12 protein-coding genes are annotated in these 20,164 nt (G+C 37.6%); 5 read left to right on the top strand and 7 right to left on the bottom strand.

Going from position 1 to position 20,164, the window contains the following annotated elements:
- Positions 1–12: 12 nt before the first annotated feature.
- From MM236_RS12085 to MM236_RS12075, 3 genes are all read right to left on the bottom strand, one after another.
- Positions 13–3,318 carry a VCBS repeat-containing protein gene (locus MM236_RS12085; RefSeq protein ID WP_241275236.1) on the bottom strand — a complete coding sequence of 1,102 codons (3,306 nt, stop codon included), beginning with the start codon at positions 3,316–3,318 and terminating at the stop codon, positions 13–15.
- A 112-nt stretch (positions 3,319–3,430) separates the two neighbouring features.
- Positions 3,431–4,930 (bottom strand): RagB/SusD family nutrient uptake outer membrane protein, encoded by a 1,500-nt coding sequence (locus MM236_RS12080; protein WP_241275235.1) that lies wholly within the window; start codon positions 4,928–4,930, stop codon positions 3,431–3,433.
- An 18-nt stretch (positions 4,931–4,948) separates the two neighbouring features.
- Positions 4,949–7,942: a SusC/RagA family TonB-linked outer membrane protein gene (locus MM236_RS12075; protein ID WP_241275234.1), complete on the bottom strand. Its 2,994-nt coding sequence runs from the start codon at positions 7,940–7,942 to the stop codon at positions 4,949–4,951.
- A 510-nt stretch (positions 7,943–8,452) separates the two neighbouring features.
- Between MM236_RS12075 and MM236_RS12070 the strand changes: the two genes are divergently transcribed.
- Positions 8,453–11,092, top strand: coding sequence for a DUF5686 and carboxypeptidase regulatory-like domain-containing protein (locus MM236_RS12070; RefSeq protein WP_241275233.1), 2,640 nt, complete (start codon positions 8,453–8,455; stop codon positions 11,090–11,092).
- A 97-nt stretch (positions 11,093–11,189) separates the two neighbouring features.
- Here MM236_RS12070 and MM236_RS12065 read toward each other — a convergent pair whose 3' ends face one another.
- Positions 11,190–12,044 carry an alpha/beta hydrolase gene (locus MM236_RS12065; protein ID WP_241275232.1) on the bottom strand — a complete coding sequence of 285 codons (855 nt, stop codon included), beginning with the start codon at positions 12,042–12,044 and terminating at the stop codon, positions 11,190–11,192.
- Positions 12,045–12,209: 165 nt separating this feature from the next.
- On the opposite strand from MM236_RS12065, the gene MM236_RS12060 reads away from it, so the two are divergent.
- The 3 genes from MM236_RS12060 to MM236_RS12050 all read left to right on the top strand — a co-directional run bounded on the left by MM236_RS12060 (position 12,210) and on the right by MM236_RS12050 (position 14,469).
- Positions 12,210–12,839 (top strand): Uma2 family endonuclease, encoded by a 630-nt coding sequence (locus MM236_RS12060; RefSeq protein ID WP_241275231.1) that lies wholly within the window; start codon positions 12,210–12,212, stop codon positions 12,837–12,839.
- Between the two features lie 11 nt (positions 12,840–12,850).
- The gene (locus MM236_RS12055) at positions 12,851–13,468 is read left to right on the top strand and encodes a Uma2 family endonuclease (protein WP_241275230.1); all 618 of its coding nucleotides are present in this window, start codon (positions 12,851–12,853) and stop codon (positions 13,466–13,468) included.
- 383 nt (positions 13,469–13,851) lie between these two features.
- Entirely contained in the window at positions 13,852–14,469 is a 618-nt protein-coding gene (locus MM236_RS12050; RefSeq protein WP_241275229.1) for an NADPH-dependent F420 reductase, read from the top strand.
- Positions 14,470–14,506: 37 nt separating this feature from the next.
- Here the strand turns inward: MM236_RS12050 and MM236_RS12045 are convergent, their stop codons facing one another.
- Together MM236_RS12045 and MM236_RS12040 are read right to left on the bottom strand one after the other, a co-directional pair.
- The gene (locus MM236_RS12045) at positions 14,507–14,911 is read right to left on the bottom strand and encodes a group III truncated hemoglobin (RefSeq protein WP_241275228.1); all 405 of its coding nucleotides are present in this window, start codon (positions 14,909–14,911) and stop codon (positions 14,507–14,509) included.
- On the bottom strand, positions 14,889–16,160 hold the full coding sequence (locus MM236_RS12040) for an alkaline phosphatase family protein (RefSeq protein ID WP_241275227.1): 1,272 nt from the start codon (positions 16,158–16,160) through the stop codon (positions 14,889–14,891). Before MM236_RS12040 ends, MM236_RS12045 begins: the two co-directional genes overlap by 23 nt.
- Before the next feature lie 437 nt (positions 16,161–16,597).
- On the opposite strand from MM236_RS12040, the gene MM236_RS12035 reads away from it, so the two are divergent.
- Entirely contained in the window at positions 16,598–18,733 is a 2,136-nt protein-coding gene (locus MM236_RS12035; RefSeq protein ID WP_241275226.1) for a M3 family metallopeptidase, read from the top strand.
- Positions 18,734–18,924: 191 nt separating this feature from the next.
- Here the strand turns inward: MM236_RS12035 and MM236_RS12030 are convergent, their stop codons facing one another.
- A complete protein-coding gene (locus MM236_RS12030; RefSeq protein WP_241275225.1) occupies positions 18,925–20,073 on the bottom strand; it encodes an MFS transporter in 1,149 nt (382 codons plus the stop codon).
- Positions 20,074–20,164 lie beyond the last annotated feature (91 nt).

Below are 20,164 nucleotides of genomic sequence, written 5' to 3'. Positions count from 1 at the left end.
TTACCCCTTATATTATTTTTGCTTGTCTAGAATAAGCATACTCTGATTATTCCTTACGACAATATACTTATAACCTTGTTTTGTTCTAATTCTCTTGATGTCTCGAACTTCTCCTTCTACAAAGAAGCCTGATTTCTGTACAGGAATCAAATCAAGCTTCTTTTCATCATCCCCCCTAAACATCCAACCAAAACTACCCATATTTATTCCTATTTCCGGCTTTATTTTCGACTGATTTCCTCCAAAAAGAATTTCCCAATGATCTTTATTTTCTTTTTCAGCATAAATAGAATAAACAGGACTGCTTTGCACCAAACTCGGCAAACTAGCAGCTTCAAAAACGCCATCATCCTTGTTCAAAAACAGCTTACTTTCCAAAGTATGTACCTCGTGAACGACACTTCTTTCTAGGATTTCCTTCGGGAATAAATTTTCCACTTTCTTGTCTTTATAAGCATCATAATTCAACAACTGCTTCCTGAGACTTGGCAATTGCTTGAGCAAAGGGCCTTTCAAAACCAAAGGAAATGAACCCTCCCCTTCATACTGTGTTAAGAGCTGCTCTACGCTACCGTTTTGATCGAAGTCATTTACATGCAATTGCATAGGTTTTTCTTCGGAGGCTTTCAGCCGTGTATTGAGTCCCATGTTTCCAGCTATAAAATCAAGTTTTCCGTCATTGTTGATATCCAATACTTGAATTGTATTCCAAAGCCCACCTGTATTTGACAAGCCAAAATTTTCAGAAAGGTCTACATATTTTCCATTAACCTTTTTGAAAAACCTGATCGGCATCCACTCGCCAACCAAAATTATCTCAAGGTCTCCATCTCCATCAAAATCTGCTATCGCAGCATCTCTTGTCATCCCGATTTTCAAAAAAGCTTCAGCTACCAAATTGGTAATGTCTTTAAAATTACCACTTCCATCATTTTCCAAAAGCCTTACATCCAATGGCAATCCATAAGCAAATGGAATGGACCTTCCTCCGATCAATAAATCTAAATGTCCATCACCATTATGGTCAAACGCTTTGACAAATGATGTGCTCTCAAATCTTGGAGGTATCTGATTTGAAGACTTTTTGAATTTCCCATTTCCATCATTAATGTAAAGTCTATCTTGATAATTTGGATTGTTCAATCCAAATTCTATGCTTCCCGAAGCCATGTATACATCCAAATAACCATCCCCATTAGCATCAAAAAACAATGCCTCCACATCCTCTGCAAGTTGATCTTCGGTGAATTCCTGACTCATTTTAAAACTCCCATCTTGTGTTTGCTTCCAAACTGTAGTTGCTTGTCCTCTTGCCCCTGGCAAAACAAGATCATCCAATCCATTACCGTCAATATCTCCAACTCCAATTTTTGGTCCTTCATTGCTGATCATCCAGAATCTAAGCCTGTCTCTGTCAAAATCCACATAATCGCTTTCTTGGTGCTTCCAAGGAATTTGGTTTTTTGCTTTTGTGAAAATTGGACTTTCAGAAATTTCATTTCGAGTCAAATTCACAGGGAAAGCATTATTAGGAGAAGTTACCAACAATTGATTCACTTGTACATTTTTCAGCAAAGTTGCATAAGAGTTTGGCCACTGGATCAGAAGAGAATCTATCAAATCTATTGTTCCCAGACCAAAATGCATTCTGTGATCTACAGAGGACATATATCCTTTGACAGGATTGTGTTCTCCATAGAAAACTTCTGAACCAGAATAAATGGAGACTTTTGCCCCAAAATTACCCGCGAGATCAATTTGTATGAAGTTGTTATTGTGAATCAAATTGCTGTTGTTTTTAAAAATCGAAACTTCACCATTTAGATTATTGATGACCAAATCCAAATCCCCATCATTGTCCAAATCCGCGTATGCTGCACCTGTAGAAAAAGTCAATTGCCCCATTCCTGAAGCGGCAGCGATATCCTCAAATCTGAAATCCCCTTTGTTTTGAAACAAAAAGTTTTGCTGAGGATTTGAAGGGAATTCATCAATCATTTTTGTCAGAAGTATAGAGTCTTTTTTGTATTGGGAAATCAAGTTCTGATTGTTCACATAATAATCAACATAATCAAAGTCTGTCAAATCTTTCACTATCCCATTCGCTACAAAAACATCCCTCAATCCATCATTGTCCACATCAAAAATCAAAGCTCCCCAACTCCAGTCTGTTGCGTGGACACCTGCTTGTCTCGCTACTTCCACAAAATGGACTTCTTCAGAATTGGGTTTATACCCCATGTTTCTCTGCAAAGTATTTCTCGTAAATTGATGAAAATATCCTGATTTTACATTTGCTTGATATTTATCCCACTCTTCAAAAGGGGTTTTGGTTTTTATTCTTTCAAGATCAGAAGGAAGCATTTCTGTGACAAAGACATCAGGCCAGCCATTGTTATCAAGGTCTGCGATATCAGCTCCCATAGACCCCATACTGATCTCAGTCATCATACTTTCGAGACTTTCTGTGAATGTCCCATCACCATTATTGAGATACAGATAGTCTTTTTCAAAAAAATCATTGGAGACATACAAATCTGGCCAGCCGTCTTTGTTGATATCAGCTACAGTGACTCCCAGACCATATCCTATCGAACTCCCATAAATCCCAGCCTCATCACTGACATCTACAAATTTACCATTGTCATTGCGGTATAATTTATTTCCACCAAAAGGATCTCTTACATCTCTCTGCCCTGTTCTCAAGTCATTGATCCCAACAGATCTAGCAGAGTTATTCAGCAAATACATATCAAGGTCTCCATCTTTATCAAAATCAAAAAAGACCGCATGCTGGGACAACCCCTCATCTGCAATGCCGTATTCTTTGGACATTTCTGAAAACGTCATGTCTCCATTGTTGATAAAAAGCTCATTGTGTCTTTGGTCTCCACCGAGTGGTCCAGATTTGCAAATGTAGATATCCAAGAGACCATCTCCATTCACATCAGCCATACTGACTCCTGTAGACCAAACTCCCGGCACTTCCAATCCCGCCTTTTGAGTAATGTCTTCAAACTGAAAGTTGCCTTTATTTAGATAAAGCTTATTCCCAACCTGATTTCCTGTCAAAAAAATATCTATCAGTCCATCATTGTTGATATCCCCCAAAGCGACACCACCACCATTATAGAAATTCCTGAAAGTATAAGGATTGAGCTGTTCTGTATAGGTCAATTCATTATTGAAATCTACACCTGTATGCGACTTATCCAATAACTCAAAAAGCAGGATTTTATCATTTTTTTCTTGACAAGAAAAAAAGAATATTAGCAGAATTATGAGGTTAAATTGGGCTATCGTAGTCTTCACTGACATCAAATGAATAAATTACCGATGTGTCTTAATGTAGGATAAATGTACTCGCTTATAATTAAAAAGAAGTGTGCAAATGCACACTTCTTTTATAAAAAATATAACAGTATGGAAATTAATAACCAGGGTTTTGGGTCAATCTTACGTTCGCTTGAATTTTATTCAATGGAATCGGAAACACACGTCTAGTTTCCGGTGAACTTGGCTTCTCCCACCAAGGAGCTCCAAATCTATTGAATCTGATCAAATCTGATCTTCTCCATCCTTCGGCAAATAATTCTCTACCTCTTTCAGCCAATAAATTATCCATAGTCAACTCTGTGTAAAGTGGAACATTTACCCTATCCCTTACTTGATTGACATACTCTAAACCTCCAGCTGCGTTACCTTGTCTCAACAATACTTCTGCTTTCAAAAGAATTGCATCAGCATATCTAAATACAGGGAAATCATTGTTCAAATCCGGCTGTGCACCTATGGCAATTTCAAATTTATTCACCCTTGCTCCAGCTTGTCTAAATGCATTTGGTGCCAATTCATTGATCTGTGGCGTAAAATTAACTTCCACTCCATCAGGATCTCCATCAAAACCTGCATCATCCCTAAGAGGAGTTACCCCATCCAATTCAAACTGCAAGCCTACCCTAAAGTTTTCTTTTCTCAAATCAGCATCATCATAACTGTTATAGAAATCCTCCAATGCTGCATAGCCATTCCATGGCTGATCTACCAAATCAAATGTTTTTTGAGATTCATAGTGAAGTGCCATATGGTGAATATTGAAACCACCAGCATTATTGGCATCATATGGAAGCGTAAACATATTCTCTACTGAATTTGCATTGGCTGTAGCAAAATTAGCAAAATAGTTAGGAGCCAAACTATATGGACCCTCGTTGATAATAACATCAAGTACAGCATTAGCTTCGGTCCATTTTGGCTGGCCAATATAAACCTCAGCATTCATGTACAGTTTTGCCAAAATCATATGGGCAGACCAAAAGTTAAAATTGATTCTTCTATTTTCTCTTGTCAAGATATCTACATTTTCCAGTACACTTGACTCAATGAAGTTGAATAACTCTTCTCTGGACGAACTCGGTGGGTTCGGATCAGTGGTAGTCTCAATTACCAAAGGTACTCCACCTCCAAAATTATCTAATAAAACTAGATAACAAAAAGCTCTTAAAACCCTCATCTCTGCAGCAAGCTCTTCAATATCAGGGTATTGCTGTAACAAAGAGTTTGTTTCCGCAATAACTCTAAATGGTATATCCCATACCCCATTTAATTCTGTATCATCTATACTCCAAGTATGTCTATGTGCACGTACCCAAAGACCTCCATCATTCCAGTCACCACCTTTCACAGGGATGGCCATTTCATCAGATGTAATCTCTTGATAACTGTAAAGACCTCCATGACCTCCCCAGCTACCATCTCCCATCAATCTACTATAAGCAGACTGCTTCAAAACCTCAGCAAGTTCTGGCGGGGCTTCGTTGATAAGCCGCTCTTGGGTAACCCCAGTTAGCACTTCCTGCTCCAACTCACACGACACCATGGTCATCGCCACGAGTCCTCCTACACATATTGTTTTTATTGATCGTAACATAGTATAAATCAGTTTATGTTATTTAAAGGTTATTGTCAATCCTGTTGTCCAAATTCTAGGGACAAAATAAGTATTTCTCCTTTCAATGCCAGGAGCTAATTGATCAGGGTTGAATGGATCTTCAGCATCCACCCATCTAACTTCCGGGTCAACACCAGTAAAGCTTGTTAATGTAAACAAATTTTGAACACCTGCATACAATCTGAAATTAGAAATCATACTAGATTTTGTCGGTATATTGTACCCAATTTGTAAATTATCCAATCTCACAAAGTCCCCTCTTTCAATATAGAAATCTGAAATTTGACTTGGTGCATTGGAGATAACAGGATTAGTAGGTGTGTTTTTAGTAATTACGGAATTCCAAGTTGCATTTCCATCACCTTCATAGAACAATCTAAACGAATTCAGCATTTGATGTCCCCACGATCCTCTTAACAAGAAATTCAAATCCCAGTTCTTATAATTGAATTGGTTAGTAAAACCGAAGTCTCCAGTAGGAAGTGCATTTCCCAATCTTTCAAACTCATCTGGAGTTTCAGTAGATATGATGGTAGTACCATTTTCTAAAATACCTTCCAGTCTTGGACCATAGATATCACCAACTCTTTCCCCTTCGATGTTTCTGATCACTTGAGCATTATTTACACCGGGAGCCCCTGGAACGCCTCTTCTTATTTCAGGTAATGTCAATCCACCTGCACCAATATTTTGAATTCTAGCTCTTTCATAAATAGTAAAGACTGCAGTTGGAGTCCAAGTAACTCCACCACCCAAATTGATATTATTGGCCGTCATCAGGAATTCAAATCCGGAGCTATTCAAACCAGCAATATTTGCCCAAACAGAATTCGTTCTAAAATTCTGACCAGGAAGAAATGGGTTAGGCTGCCCAACATTGACTGTTGCTTGAAAAAGCAAATCTTCAATATTTCTTCTGTAATAATCCATGCTACCTGTAATCTTACCATTAAACAATGCATAATCCAATCCGAAAGTGAGCTCTCGGGTTGTTTCCCATTGCAGAAAAAGATTTGGATCTGTTCTCAATACAGTTGGAACCCATGCGGAATTAATATTATCAGGATCTAACTGGACTCTATTTCCATTCTCAAAGACCGCTATAGCTAAATTAGGAGACGGAGGAATTTGACCAACAATACCAAATGAACTTCTCAACTTGAATTGGTTGAAAGGTCCCATATCGAATATCTGACTCAAGTCTGCTCCAGCTGAAAAAGCTGGGAAGTAACCTGTCTGTACCTCTCTACCAAATCCAGAATATGTTTCAGCCCTAACAGTTGCTGAAAAGAAATAAATATTTCTGTAGTTAAAATTTGCTCTACCAAAGACAGAGTTCAACTGAGATTTTTCTGCGTTACTGTAAAGGTTAGTATTAGCACCAAATCTGATACCCCCAGCTCCTAGATTGTTCCAACTTTGATCATACAAGAACTGTCTTGTTTGTGCCCCAAAACTTCTTTCAGAAAATAGTTGTGCTTCAACACCTCCCAAAAGAGACATATTCATACCGTCAAAAATTTCAGTTTCGTATCTCAGATTACCTGAAATAACGGTATTAGTTCTGTCAAAAGTGTTTTGCTGTGCAATACCATTATTAGCTCTACCACCGTTAGGCGATCCATCTAATCTAGAACTGTATTGACCGTTTAGGGTGTTAAGAACATCTTGAGAAAATTGAGCAGACACAACCAAATCATCAGTTATATCATATTCTGCTCTGTAAGAATATAATGCATTTCGAACTTTAGTTTGATTGGTAACTGTGTTGATCAAAGCTACTGGATTGTTATTATCAAACCCTGATGGTTGAAAAAAACCTCCATTCAATAAGCCATTTGGAGAGTTATCAAAAACTGGCATCGTTGGATTCAAAATAGTAGCAAACAATAATGCATCACCAGGGATATCATTTGCCTCAGTATCAGTAAATGCCAAATTAAGATTCATTCTCAATCTATTGTTTAAAGCTCCATGGGATAAGTTTAATCTCGTATTCAAGGTTTCTCTTCCTGAATTCTTCACCACGCCTTGATTACTTCTATAATTGACTGATGCAAAATAAGAGGTGTTTTCAAAACCTCCAGAAAGAGAAGCGTTTGTAGTACCATTCAAAGCTGTCCTTAGGATTTCATCCCTCCAGTTCGTATTACTACCGAAATCAGCAGTCTCTGGTCTCCTTGCTCTGAATTCATCTGGACTCAATACAGGAATTAGATTAGTAGCCTGCTCAGCTGTACCAAAAGTATTGATTGTTACATTTGAGAAACCTTTTTTGGTGCTTCCTTTTTTTGTAGTAATCAAGATCACACCTGCCGCACCTCTTGTACCATATATAGCAGCTGCTGAAGCATCCTTCAATACATCTATCGTCTCGATATCGTTTGGATCGACAGCATCAATAGATGCACCAATCACCCCATCCAATACTACTAAAGGAGAAGAGTTCGCTCCAAAAGAAGAAATACCTCTTAATCTAACAGTTGGCTGCGCATTTGGTGAACCACCTGGTGTAGAGATATTCAGACCTGCTACCTTACCTGTCAACAATGACTGTGGATTTGGAAAGTTACCTTTATTGAAACCTTCTGTACCGATACTTGCCACTGAACTTGTAATTTCCTTTTTATCTTGTGTACCATAACCAATTACTACAGCCTCCTGAAGAGATTGGATGTCCTCATCAAGTTCTACATTGATGACACTTTGATTACCTACAGTGACTTCTTGTGGACTGAAGCCCACAAATGAAAACACTAATACTTGGTCTCCTGGCTGAAGGGAAATGGTGAATTTTCCATCTAAGTCAGTGTTGGTTCCTCGGGTCGTTCCTTTGACCAATACAGTTACTCCGGGAAGGGGATCACCCATGGTTTTATCCAGAACTGTTCCTGATACCTCCCTGTTTTGTGCATTTGCCGTGAGTACAGCTGCAAAAAGCAAGGCTGTAATCATCAGAAATACTTTCATTTTTTGTAAATTATTTCTCATAGGGTTTGTTGTTTTGAAAAAAACGGATTTAGGTTTAATAGTTAATTTCTCATCCAAGTTGAACGTTTAATTTTAATTTTGCAATTTTTAACAAATGCCCCGCAAGCCATTTGCAGATTTACTTGTTAACAGAATAAAGGTATTTTTCACTAATCATCAACACATCCAATATTTTGTTGCTATTTACACAACCGAAAACGATTGAATTTTTCGAATAGTTAAAATTTTCGGGTTTTATTAAAAATGTGAAAAAAAACTTCTTTGAGTTTTGAAAAAAATCAATCTTGGCAGAAAAAGAATTGAAATTACAAAAACACAAACTTTTGCAAAATATTATATCTTAAAATCTTCAATTTAAAAATCAAATCATAGTGAAGTTTATTTTCATAAAACAACAACAAAATCTCAGGACTTCTACTAAACTGTTAATTTTTGTCAAAACAAGATTTTAAAGAATGCCGTTTAAATAAATTTGTTTTACTTTTCACTTGTATTAATTTGGAAAAGAATATGAAATCACTTTCAACTCAAAAAATCTTGCTGCTTTTTTTATCTATAGTTTTTTTTCAAGGCATTCAAGCTCAAGGTATCAGAGGGACTGTCAAGGGAGACTCCGGAGAACCGCTAGCATATGCTTCTGTTTATATCAGAAATCTTGCTGATGGTGTACCAACCAATCAAAATGGAGAATATGAATACAAACTCAAGCCTGGTTACTATGATGTAGTGGTACAGTTTCTCGGTTATGCAGCCCTACTCAAAGCAGTAGAAGTAAAGAACGAATGGGTAGAATTGAATTTTGAACTCGAGCAACAGACTTACGCGCTACAGGAAGTGACCGTCAATAGCAAAGCAGAAGACCCAGCTCTGACAATCATGCGAAAAGCAATCTCCAAAGCCAAGTATCACAGACTACAAGTTCAAGAATATAGCATGATGGTCTATCTAAAGGGTACAGGACAGCTTACCAACGCGCCATTTTTCATCAAAAAGAAATTGGAAAAAGAAGGGATGAAGTTAAATGAAGCCTACACAACCGAGTCTGTTTCCGAAATCACTTTCAAACAACCCAATACGATCGAAGAAAAAGTAATCAGCATCCGAACAAACGGGGATAACAACCAGACCTCTCCTGCCCCTTATTTGGCGACGAGTTTTTATAATGAAAAAATCAACGAAGCCATATCTCCACTTGCTCCTTCAGCTTTTGCCTACTACCGGTTTAGGCTTGAAGGTTCTTTTATTGAAAACGGCAAAACTATCAACAAAATAAGAGTCACTCCAAGATCAAGAGGGGAGCGGGTTTTTGAAGGATATATCCAAATAATAGAAGACATTTGGGCCATTCACAGTCTTGATTTAAAAACTTCTTTGCTAGGATTTGATATCAACGCCAGACAACTCTATGCTGAGGTTGCAGAAAATGTATGGATGCCTACAACACACACCTATGATTTTGGAGGTAAATTCTTTGGCTTTGCGGGTGAGTACAGATACTTAGCCTCAACAAGAGATTATAAAGTCCAACTAAACCCAGACCTAATAGTAGAAACGACTATCATTGATGAAAAAATCGATGATGTTCCGCAAGAACGGAGCACTTTCGACAAGAATGCTTCTGCCTTGGATCAAATGGCTCAGGCAGACAAAATGACTAGAAAAGACTTTAGAAAGCTTGTCAATGAATATGAAAAAGAAGCAGAAAAGGAAAGAGAAAACGTAGAAGTGATTTCCAACAGATCGTATAAAGTCGATAGTTTAGCCAAAAAAAGGGATTTGAGCTATTGGGATAGCATCCGACCTGTGAAACTCACAGAAGCAGAAATCAAAGGTTATCAAAGAGATGATAGTGTAGCTGTCATAGAGGCTGCCAAGATAAGTGAAAATGATACGATCATCAAAAAAGCGAGAAGAAAATTCAACCCTGGAGATATTATAACTGGAGGTACATACAATTTTGGCAAGGGAAGATCTGCTGGTTTCAAGCCAAACATTTCCAAACTTTCTTTCAATACAGTAGAAGGTTATAAAATGGGTTTAGCGGGTTTTTATAGAATAGATAAAAGCACAAAAATGGCTGACAGTGTCACAAACCATGTTAAATCTTGGTATTTTGAACCCATAGCTAGGTATGGATTTTCAAGTCAACAATTTTATGGTGCAATAGATATCAGGCATTCAGTAAACAAAGGAAGACCTGGTTATACTTTGGGTCTAAAAGGAGGCTCTTATATATTCCAATATAACACCGACAACCCTATCAACGAGCAAGTGAATGCTTTGTATTCCATTTTACTTCGGCAAAACTACATGAAACTGTTTGAGCAGGATTTTGCCACATTCTATTTTGCAAATAGGAAAAATGATGCCATCACCTACAGAACCAACCTGACATTTGCCAACAGAAGGACGCTGGAAAACAATAGCAATTTTAGTCTTTACAAAAAACCCGAAAGAGAATACACAGAAAACATACCAGAAAATGTGGAGGCTTCGGCAAATGCGTTTGACAACCACAGGGCACTAATTTGGAACAGTAGCTTTGATTGGAGGCCTGGAGTCAAGTATGAAATTAGAAATGGACGAAAATCCCCTATATATACTACAGCCCCTTTATTGAAATTCTCCTACACAAAAGGGATTAAAACAGGAAACTCCCAAGATCAAGCAGACTTTGATTTGGCTGAATTTGGACTTGAGCATTTCTTCAATTTTGGAGTCAGCGGAAAACTTGACTTCAACCTTAGAGCAGGCTCTTTCTTAAACAATAACCAAGTCTATTTTCAAGACTTCGTACATTTTGGAGGCAATAGAACCATATTTGCCAACATGGGAGTAGCTTCAAACTATCGATTTATGGATTATTATCGATACAGCTCCCAGTCAGACTATGTGAGCGGAATCGTGCATTACCAATTTAGGAAGTTTCTACTTACTCAATTACCCATGCTGAGGTTCTCTGGTGTGAGAGAAAATATTTTCTTCAATTATCTGAAAACAGCCAACTCCCCACATTATTGGGAAGTCGGTTACTCTTTGGATAATTTGTTCAGGATTTTCAGACTTGAAATGGGTGCAGGATTTGAAAATAGCCGTTACGAAAGAGGTGGGGTAAGATTGGGGATTGCTAGTTTTATCACTATTAATTGAAATTGATGGAAATTTGAATAGGTGAATTTGGTTCGTAGAGCAAATTGTTTGAAGTGTTTTTTTTTAAAGAAATGAAGGTCTTCAAGCAACTTTTATTTTAATCAAGCATCATAAAATCCTCAATCCAATTGTATGCTTTGTTTGGAGAATAGAGAAATTGGATGATCATTGGCGCATGTTTCTTATTCTCTTGAAGGTGAAAATTAGGCTTGGGATTTATCTTTTTGTACGCTTCCAAAAATCTATCGGTAGTCTGTTTTATACTGGTCAGTGTTTTACCACCCATCATTATCATCATTGGTGGATCATTTTCATCCAAAAAATAAATCGGTGAAGTAGCTTTCCAAACTTCGGGATCATCAGTGAATGTCTTTAGGTATTTTGTTCCCGGATCATAATTTTTTTCTTTCAAAAACCAATACATATCCAAACCCGCGGCATCAATAAGAATAGTCCCCCTGATTGGATTATCGATTTGTAAATCATCAAAATAATCATTTTTCACAGAAATCAGGCTTGCCAAATGCCCACCTGCAGAATGACCTGAAACAAAAATCCTTTCCGTATCCCCTCCAAATGCTCCAATATTTTCATGTGTCCATTTCACAGCTTGAGCCGATGCCAGAGCCATTTCGCCTACTTGATATTCGGGACTGAGCGGATAATCAATTATTACCGCCACAATTCCTTTTCTCGCCAGCCTAGAACCAAAAAAACTATAAATTTCTTTTTTTCCTGAATCCCAGCTTCCTCCATGGATAAAGATCAAGACGGGATTTTTTCCATTTGCTTTTTTTGGAGCAAATACATTCAGCTGCTTTTCGGGAAGCTTTTCAATTGATCCTTCTTCCAAATATGTAATACCTTTGGTTCGATTGACCCCTTTGAAAGAGCAGGAAAAAGAAAAAAATGTGAGAAATAGGAATACTATACTAAGTGAGGAATTTTTCATAGAAACGAATTTATAGCATATACGAAAGAAGTAATCAATTGAAGCATTATTTGGTTTGACAAAAAAAAGAATCTAATTAACAGTCTGTTCATCAAGCATAAATACAATCCATCCCCATAAAACATTGCTCTTTCAATTTTCGGTTAAAATCAGTATTTTTACTTTATGAGACAGGATGATTTGAAAAACAAAGTTGAAGAACCAACTGCCAATTATCTACCTACTGGACAAGTAGGTGATCACTACACCTACGCAGATTACCTGACTTGGCAGATGGAGGAAATGGTCGAGCTGATCAAAGGAAAAGTTTTCAAGCAAGCAGCAGCTCCGAGAGTTAATCATCAGAGAATAGCCGGATCAGTATTTACAGCATTTTTTAGTTTCCTTAAGGGTGAAAAATGTGAGGCTTTTATCGCTCCATTTGATGTTCGACTACCTGTGAAGTCTAAAAAAAACGAAGATATTGACACTGTTGTACAACCTGATATCTGTGTAGTTTGTGACCCTGACAAACTTGACGAGTTAGGTTGCGTGGGAGCTCCGGATTTAGTCGTAGAAATACTTTCTCCTGGCAATAACAAAAAAGAATTGCAAAACAAATACGAGGTTTACGAAGAATCTGGAATCAAAGAATATTGGGTTATCCATCCCAATGAATGTACCTTGATCATCTATACCTTGGTTGATGGTAAATACTATGCTTCCAAAATCTTTACCCATGGGGACAAAGTAACCTCTCAAGCTGTAAAAGGTTTTGTACTCGATCTTGAGGAAGTTTTTGATGGAATGATGTAAATGACTTTGTTATGGAAAAGGAGGAATTGAAAAACAAAGTTGAGGAACCTTCTGTAGAGTACCTAACAGGTGGTCACTACACCTACGCAGATTACTTGACTTGGCAGATGGAGGAAATGGTCGAGCTGATCAAAGGAAAAGTTTTCAAGCAAGCAGCAGCTCCGAGAGTTAATCATCAGAGAATAGCCGGATCAGTATTTACAGCATTTTTTAGTTTCCTTAAGGGTGAAAAATGTGAGGCTTTTATCGCTCCATTTGATGTTCGACTACCTGTGAAGTCTAAAAAAAACGAAGATATTGACACTGTTGTACAACCTGATATCTGTGTAGTTTGTGACCCTGACAAACTTGACGAGTTAGGTTGCGTGGGAGCTCCGGATTTAGTCGTAGAAATACTTTCTCCAGGCAACAACAAAAAAGAATTGCAAAACAAATACGAGGTTTATGAAGAATCTGGAATCAAAGAATATTGGGTAATCCATCCCAATGAATGTACCTTGATCATCTATACCTTGGTTGATGGTAAATACTATGCTTCCAAAATCTTTACCCATGGGGACAAAGTAGCCTCTCAAGCTGTACAAGGTTTTTTACTCGATCTTGAGGAAGTTTTTGATGATATGATGTAAATGACTTTGTTATGGAAAAGGTAGGGCTGCAAATAAAATTGAAGAACTACCAAGCAAAAAGTCTAATTTTCACTTATTTTTTGCGAAAAAAAATCAGACAAAATCACTTCAAATAATTAAAAATCAATTAGCTATCAATTAAATTCTGAAAAATTAATTTATTTGAATATCATTTTTATGAGTTTCAAACAGTAACAATCGTATTTTAAGTTTATTTTCATCATTTATCAATATTTTATTTTGCATTCCTGATAATTATCTTTAATTTTCAACACTTTCGAGTAAGATAAACCTATAATAAGTAACGGAAAACCCACCCAAATTTCCAATATTCTTACCGAGTGAACCACGTTTCGTCACCCCACGAAAAAAAGATTAAAATTATGAAAATAGGAATTTTAGGAGGCACAAAACTTTCGTTTTCTCTAGGCAACAAATATTTGTCAACAGGAGCTAAGGTTGTGTTTGGAGTTCGAAAAGGCTTCGAATGCAAAGATGTGGAATGGAAAATCCTAAATATGCACGCTGATAAAGTTTTTGGATACAAACAAGCCATTGAACAATCAGAAATTATAATGATTTGCAGTGAGAATGAACATCTGGAAAAAGTATGCGAGGCTTTAAAAGAAGTTGATTTAACACACAAGCTATTGATTGACTGCACCAACAGTGCCTACAACAAATACTTTTATTGCAATACAACTTTCATCCAAGAAAGTATTGGTGGAACACCTCCCATTTACAAGGCATTCAACAACCTGGGAATAGACTATCCTAAGTCAGATATGCTTGGGATGATTAAGGAAACTTATTATTGTGGCGAAAAAGGAACTGATAAATGTAGAGTAAAAAAATTGATAGAGCTGATCGGTTTCAAAGCCATTGATGCTGGGGAAATTGAAAGCGCCCTTCTTTTGGAAGCATTTTATCATCTAAAAAAAGAGATTACAATAACCAAGCAGGAAAATACTGATTACCATTTTAAGCTTATATCCTTTTAAATGAAAATGGTCGAAGTAAACTTGCATCACTTGGGCGTCATTTGCCGGTATTTCTCGCCTCCATTATCCTGAAAAATAATATGTGAGCCATTTTCCTTGCATGCTCTTTGGCATAATCAGCTTGATTCCCTGAGAAATTTTCATCCAAGGTTTCAAACCATAATTCCAGCCAATTCCCAAAATGCTTTTGCTCAATCGCATGATCGACTTGCCTGTCCACAGCTTTGTGAACCGGAACAGGATTAAACTTGCCAGCCCCTGGACCAGTCTGCAAGAGTACCATTTCCCAAAAATCAGTTAACCTTTCTAGATGCTCTTCCCAATCATTCACAATCCCATTAAAAATCGGCCCCAATGAAGTATGAATCCTGATTTTGGAATAAAAAGTCCGCACCAAATGCGACACCTCTTTTCTACTTTTAATTTCTTTCAATTGGCTCATTTCTTTTTAAAATTTGCTCTAAAACATTCAAATCCCCATCAATATTTTCCGGCAAAGGCAAACCCAGCAACTCTACTATCAAGGGATAAACATGAATATTCTGAAAAGAGTCTATTTCTAAACCCTGTTTGATCCCAGGTCCATTTGCATAAAAAATAGCTTGCATCTCTTTGTATTCAGGACTGAAACCGTGCTCCCCAAACACCTCTGTCTTCAACATAGCAGCCCTATTTTGATATTTCACCATATCTGAGGTAGTTGCTAGATAAAAGCCCAAATCAGGTAAAATCAACAATTCTCCCAAACGGTCTCTGTAAGTTTCAATATTTTTGTAATACTTTCTATCCTTTACTTTGACGATATTAAATGGACCTTCTTTCATTTTCAGTCTAAGGTATACCTGCTCCAATTCCAATGGATTATCCAAATAAATATGCGCCATAGCACCATTATTCACTACTTGTCCTTCAACCTTTTCTGTGATATGGTCCAAATTCAACAGGTTCTGCCTAGGTACATTTGCCATTCCATGATCTGAAACCAAAAACACATTGATATCCAACTCAAAGCTTTTCAACCCTTCAAACAATGCCCCCAATTCTTTGTCGAGTTTTTTCAATTTTTCACTGAGCTCAACATCGTTATTTGGGCCATAAGCATGACCTACATCATCCATATCGGAAAAATACAAAGTTATCAATCTAGGCCTTTCTTCATCCGGAAGCTCTAACCATTCGAAAACTTGAGTTATTCTGGACAAATTAGTAACTCCAGCATCATAATTTCTGTAATAACTTGGCCTAACTCCCTGAACATCTGCCTCCGAACCTACAAAATAATAGCTTGCAGCTTTCATTCCATTCTGCTCAGCCAATACCCAAAGAGGGGTTCCTCCATACCAATATCCGTCCTCCACGATATTTCTTTCACGAATACTATAAACCATGTTCTTAGCAGGCTCAAAAAAAGAATTGTTCACAAGACCATGATTTTCAGGCTTCATGCCAGTAGCAATGGTATAATGATTCGGAAAAGTCTTCGTCGGGAAGGAAGGTATCATTGATTTCGCAGCAGTTCCATTATGGATAAATCTGGTAATGTTTTCTGGCTGAAAACGCTCCGTGTAATCATATCTATAACCATCCAAAGAAATCAACACCACATATGGTTCACTCTTTTGAGCAAATGAAGCTTTAGACAAAAGCACCAATGAAAAAAATAAAACTACTGCTACTTTAAACTTTGACATTTTACTTTTTACTTTTTTAATGCCTAAAGGTAAGGCTTGCCATTTGCTCAGACAATGATTCTAGGCAAATAAAGTGATTTGAATCAAAATCGTTGACAGCTATTCCTCCTCACTTTGAGAGAAGTGATAAATCTCAAAGCTATACGCAGTATCTAACCGTAAAAATTGAAATACCGATAAATTTCAAGAAATAGACATTCTCCTCGATAGTAAATTTCATTTGACTTTTCGTTTTCTTAAACGTATCCAAAAAAATAAATTTTTCGATGAATAATCTGAGCCTTGTTTACTGTGGGCTTTTGTCAACGTGACAGAACGTAAGTTGATGACGAATTTCGCAATTTAAAATACTCTCCCACCTCCAAACGAGCAAGATTGCTGATAGTCATATAATTTAATTCATATATTTGCATCAACCAACCCAAATATGTTTGTATATGAAAAATAAAATTATTGCACTTGCTGCTTCCACTGCTCTACTTTATGCATGTGGCACAGCAGAACAAAAAACAGAATCTATGAATCCATTTTTCGAAGCTTATGATACCCCATTTGAGGTACCTCCTTTTGACAAAATCAAAAATGAACACTTTGCTCCAGCTTTGAGAGAGGGTATCAAAGAGCACCAAAAAGAAATCGATGAAATTGTAAATAATTCAGAGAAACCAACCTTCGAAAACACCATCGAAGCAATGGAATATTCTGGTGAATTGCTTAGCAAAGTTTCTAGAGTATTTGGCAACCTAAACTCTGCCAACACCAATGACGAACTTCAAGCAATCGCAAAAGAAATGTCACCAGAACTTTCTGCCCATGGTGACAACATTTCCCTTAACTCAAAACTTTTTGAAAGAGTGAAGGCTGTGTGGGATAGCAAGGATCAACTTGATCTAAATGGAGAAAAGCACAAACTATTGGAAAACACTTACAAGTCTTTTGTAAGAAACGGAGCAAACTTAAATGATGCCGATAAGGACAAGCTGAGAGAAATCAACACAAAGCTTTCTTCACTCACACTTCAATTTGGCCAAAACCTATTGGCAGAAACCAATGCTTTCAAACTGGTAATCGATAAAGAAGAAGACCTTTCTGGACTTCCTGAAGGACTGATCAGCACTGCAGCAGATGATGCCAAAGCGGCAGGAGAAGAAGGGAAATGGCTTTTTACGCTTCAAAACCCAAGTGTAATGCCATTTTTACAGTATGCTGATAACCGTGAATTGAGAAAGCAAATCTGGGAGGCATACAAAAACAGATCTGATCAAGGTAATGAATTTGACAACAAAGCTGGATTGATAGAGATTGCAAACCTAAGGAGGGAAAAGGCTCAACTTTTGGGCTATAACACACATGCAGATTATGTTTTGGAAGAATCGATGGCCAAAAATGCTGACAATGTTTACAAATTACTGAACCAACTATGGGCACCTGCTTTGGCGAAAGCGAAAGTCGAAAGAGATGAAATGCAAGCGCTCGTAAAAGCAGAGGGGCATGACTTCAGTATTGAGCCATGGGACTGGAGATATTACGAAGAAAAATTGCGTAAGCAAAAATTCGATCTTGATGAGCAAGAAATCAAGCCATATTTTTCTTTGGAAAAAGTTCAAGAAGGAGTATTTATGGTAGTCAAAAATCTTTGGGGCTTGACTTTTACCGAAATTCAAGACATCCCTGCATACCATGAAGATGCCAAAGCATATGAAGTAAAAGAAGCTGACGGATCACATGTTGGTGTTCTATATATGGACTTCCATCCGAGATCTTCCAAAAGAGGTGGTGCATGGATGACATCCTACAGATCACAAAAGACAGAAAATGGAGAAAGAAAAGCTCCAATTATATCAATTGTTTGCAACTTCTCAAGACCTACTGGCAATGCTCCAGCATTGTTGACTTTTGATGAAGTGACTACCTTCTTCCACGAATTTGGCCATGCGCTTCATGGATTGCTTTCGAATGTAGAATACCAGAGTCTCTCAGGCACTTCTGTCCCTAGAGATTTTGTTGAGCTTCCTTCACAGGTAATGGAAAATTGGGCTACGGAGCCTTCAGTAATGAAACAGTATGCTTTTCATTATGAAACTGGTGAAGTCATTCCTGATGATTTGATTGCTAAATTGACTAATAGCGGAACTTTCGGTCAAGGTTTTGGAACCACTGAATATTTGGCAGCTTCATTACTTGATTTGGATTATCATACCAGAAGTGAAAACATCACTAGCAATGCTACCGATTTCGAAAATGCTTCGTTAGAAAAAATTGGCTTGATAGATGAAATCATCCCAAGATATAGAAGCCCATACTTCCAGCATATTTTTGCTGGCGGATACTCTTCAGGATACTACAGCTATATATGGTCTGGTGTTTTGGATACAGATGCATTCCAGGCATTCAAAGAAACTGAGCTTTTCAATCAAGAAAAAGCACAAGCCTTCAGAAAAGAAATCCTTGAAAGAGGAGGAACGGAAGAGCCAATGAAAATGTATGTGAATTTTAGAGGTGCAGAACCAAAAATTGATGCGCTTTTGAAAAAACGTGGGCTAGACCAAGTTTCTGTAAATCGATCTAAATAAACTATTCCAAATGATATAAGCTTATGATGTTTCCCTAAGGTCTAAAAACCCTAAGAAACAATCTGGATAATGTGTCTTGATTGGTTTTCGACAAGCGTTGAGCGAATCAAAATAAGATTGTAAAAAAGCCCCATTCTGAAACTTCTGAATGGGGCTTTATTTTTAGGAAAACAGTGTTAATGTTTCGTTTTTCAGTCTATGTTTTTGAACACATCCAATCTGATGCTGGCAAGTAATGTAATCCCTAATCCAGCTACAGCTATCAGTACAAAAGACGCTTGGAGGCTCAATAAGTCAGCGATATACCCTATCAAAGGTGGACCAGTCAAAAAACCAAAGAACGAAATCGTGGATACAATTGCGAGTGCTATACCCGGAGAATAAAGTTTGGATCTACCAGCCACGCTATAAGAAACTGGAATGATAGACGCTACCCCAAAACCGACAAGCAGGAAACCTATTGTGGCATAAATGGGGGTTGGGAAAATAACAGAGACCAAAAGCCCCATAAAGATCAGAATCCCACTCAATCTCAGAATAGAAAGCCTACCAAATCTATTTGTCAACCTGTCAGAAACAAATCTGCCTGAAGCCATCGCTCCCATGAATGACACATAACCCAAAGCGACTAGCCCAGGTTGTATTTCAACGACTTTTTTGAAATACACACCACTCCAATCAAACATACACCCTTCCGAAAGCATACCAAGAAAAGCTATCCCACCAATCCTCAACAATAATGCATCTGGTTTCTTCATCACAAAACCTCCACCAGCTTGACTTTTATTTTCTTTTACCAAATATCCTTGTGCAACTATGACTATCAGTAAGGCAATCCCAGAAATAACCAAATAATGATACCTTGGAAGCACATCAAGATATATCATCACAGCACCAATTCCTGCCCCACTAAAGCCAGCCAAGCTCCAAAGACCATGAAAAGACCCCAAAATACTCCGCCCATACATGTCTTCGACAGCAAGCGCTTGGGTATTCAAAGAAATATTCATCAAATTCCCAATCATCCCAAAAAGCATCACTACTGGCACCAAAAGCCAAATACTTGAACTAAACCCAATCAAAGGCAAAAAAATCATGTAACCAATAGCTCCCAAAAGAATCACGATCCTACTCCCATACTTATGAACAGCCCAACCTGCCAAAGGCAAGGCAACCAATGACCCAATTGGCAATCCCAATAAAAGTGTACCCAATTGGGATTCTGACAGTCCAAACTTAACTTGAACATCAGGAATCCTAGAAGCCCAAGAAGCAAAGCAAATTCCAGCAAGAAAAAACAAACTACCTAACGCAGCTCTGCGTTTCTGAAGTATGGTCATAATAGGTGATATAGGTTGAAGAAATTGTATGCAAGTTACAGACAAATATCAAAACTGAAACACAAAACAGAAAGGTTATTACTGCTTGGCC

The organism is Belliella calami (genome assembly GCF_022549695.1).
In the GTDB taxonomy this organism is placed as follows: Bacteria; Bacteroidota; Bacteroidia; order Cytophagales; family Cyclobacteriaceae; genus Belliella; species Belliella calami.
The sequence above is the reverse complement of the archived record's forward strand: the minus strand, read 5'-3'. Positions and strand labels throughout refer to the sequence as shown.